Here is a 1,741-nt window from a genome sequence, read left to right on the forward strand (position 1 = left end):
CTGCTATCAGAGTGGGACTAAGCCATGCGAGTCAACGCAGTAATGCGTGGCATACGGCTCAGTAACACGTAGTCAACATGCCCAGGGGACGTGGATAACCTCGGGAAACTGAGGATAAACCGCGATAGGCCAAGGTTTCTGGAATGGACAATGGCTGAAACCTATATGGCCCCTGGATTGGACTGCGGCCGATCAGGCTGTTGGTGAGGTAATGGCCCACCAAACCTGTAACCGGTACGGGCTCTGAGAGGAGGAGCCCGGAGATGGGCACTGAGACAAGGGCCCAGGCCCTATGGGGCGCAGCAGGCGCGAAACCTCTGCAATAGGCGAAAGCTTGACAGGGTTACTCTGAGTGATGTCCGCTAAGGGCATCTTTTGGCACTTCTAAAAATAGTGTAGAATAAGGGGTGGGCAAGTCTGGTGTCAGCCGCCGCGGTAATACCAGCACCCCGAGTGGTCGGGACGATTATTGGGCCTAAAGCATCCGTAGCCGGTTCTGCAAGTCTTCCGTTAAATCCACCTGCTCAACAGATGGGCTGCGGAGGATACTACAGGGCTAGGAGGCGGGAGAGGCAAGCGGTACTCAGTGGGTAGGGGTAAAATCCTCTGATCCACTGAAGACCACCAGTGGCGAAGGCGGCTTGCCAGAACGCGCTCGACGGTGAGGGATGAAAGCTGGGGGAGCAAACCGGATTAGATACCCGGGTAGTCCCAGCTGTAAACGATGCAGACTCGGTGATGGGTTGGCTTCGAGCCAACCCAGTGCCGCAGGGAAGCCGTTAAGTCTGCCGCCTGGGGAGTACGGTCGCAAGACTGAAACTTAAAGGAATTGGCGGGGGAGCACCACAAGGGGTGAAGCCTGCGGTTCAATTGGAGTCAACGCCGGAAATCTTACCGGGAGCGACAGCAGAGTGAAGGTCAAGCTGAAGACTTTACCAGACAAGCTGAGAGGAGGTGCATGGCCGTCGCCAGCTCGTGCCGTGAGGTGTCCTGTTAAGTCAGGTAACGAGCAAGATCCCTGCCTCTAGTTGCTACTGCTGGTCTCAGGACTAGCAGGGCTAATTAGAGGGACCGCCGCCGCTGAGGCGGAGGAAGGAGGGGGCTACGGCAGGTCAGTATGCCCCGAAACTTCCGGGCCACACGCGGGCTGCAATGGTAAGGACAACGGGCTCCGATCCCGAAAGGGGGAGGCAATCCCACAAACCTTACCTCAGTTATGATTGAGGGCTGAAACTCGCCCTCATGAATCTGGAATCCCTAGTAACCGCGTGTCACTATCGCGCGGTGAATACGTCCCTGCTCCTTGCACACACCGCCCGTCGCTTCACCGAAGTTGGTTCTTGGCGAGGTGGCGCCTAATTGGCGCTATCGAACCTGGGGTCAGCAACGGGGGAGAAGTCGTAACAAGGTAGTCGTAGGGGAACCTGCGGCTGGATCACCTCCTTAGTTATCGGCCGGACGACTTGAGTGTAAAGGATTTGCGCTGTAATATGCGATTGCAAGTATGACCTATTGAATGCAACTCCATGCATGAGCATGGGGTGAAGGACGCAGCAGAGAAATCTGCAATGACCGTCGTGTATAGGAAACAGAAACACGCCACAAAACGACAGAATAAGTGGAAAGAAACGAAAGTGGCTTTACGGAAACGTTCGCGTATAGTTTCCGGGGCTGCAATAGTGTTGGCCGGTGTATTAAGTGCAAAGACGCCGGTTGGAGGATGACTCGGCTTGATAAGTGA

At 55.5% G+C, this 1,741-nt stretch carries 1 rRNA gene (cut by a window edge); it reads left to right on the forward strand.

Annotated features, from left to right (window positions below):
* A 16S ribosomal RNA gene (locus ACREAY_RS10375) occupies positions 1 to 1,444 on the forward strand; it begins 19 nt to the left of the window's first position.
* The last annotated feature ends 297 nt before the right edge of the window (positions 1,445 to 1,741 follow it).

It is taken from the genome of Nitrososphaera sp. (genome assembly GCF_050748925.1).
Taxonomy (GTDB): Archaea; Thermoproteota; Nitrososphaeria; order Nitrososphaerales; family Nitrososphaeraceae; genus Nitrososphaera.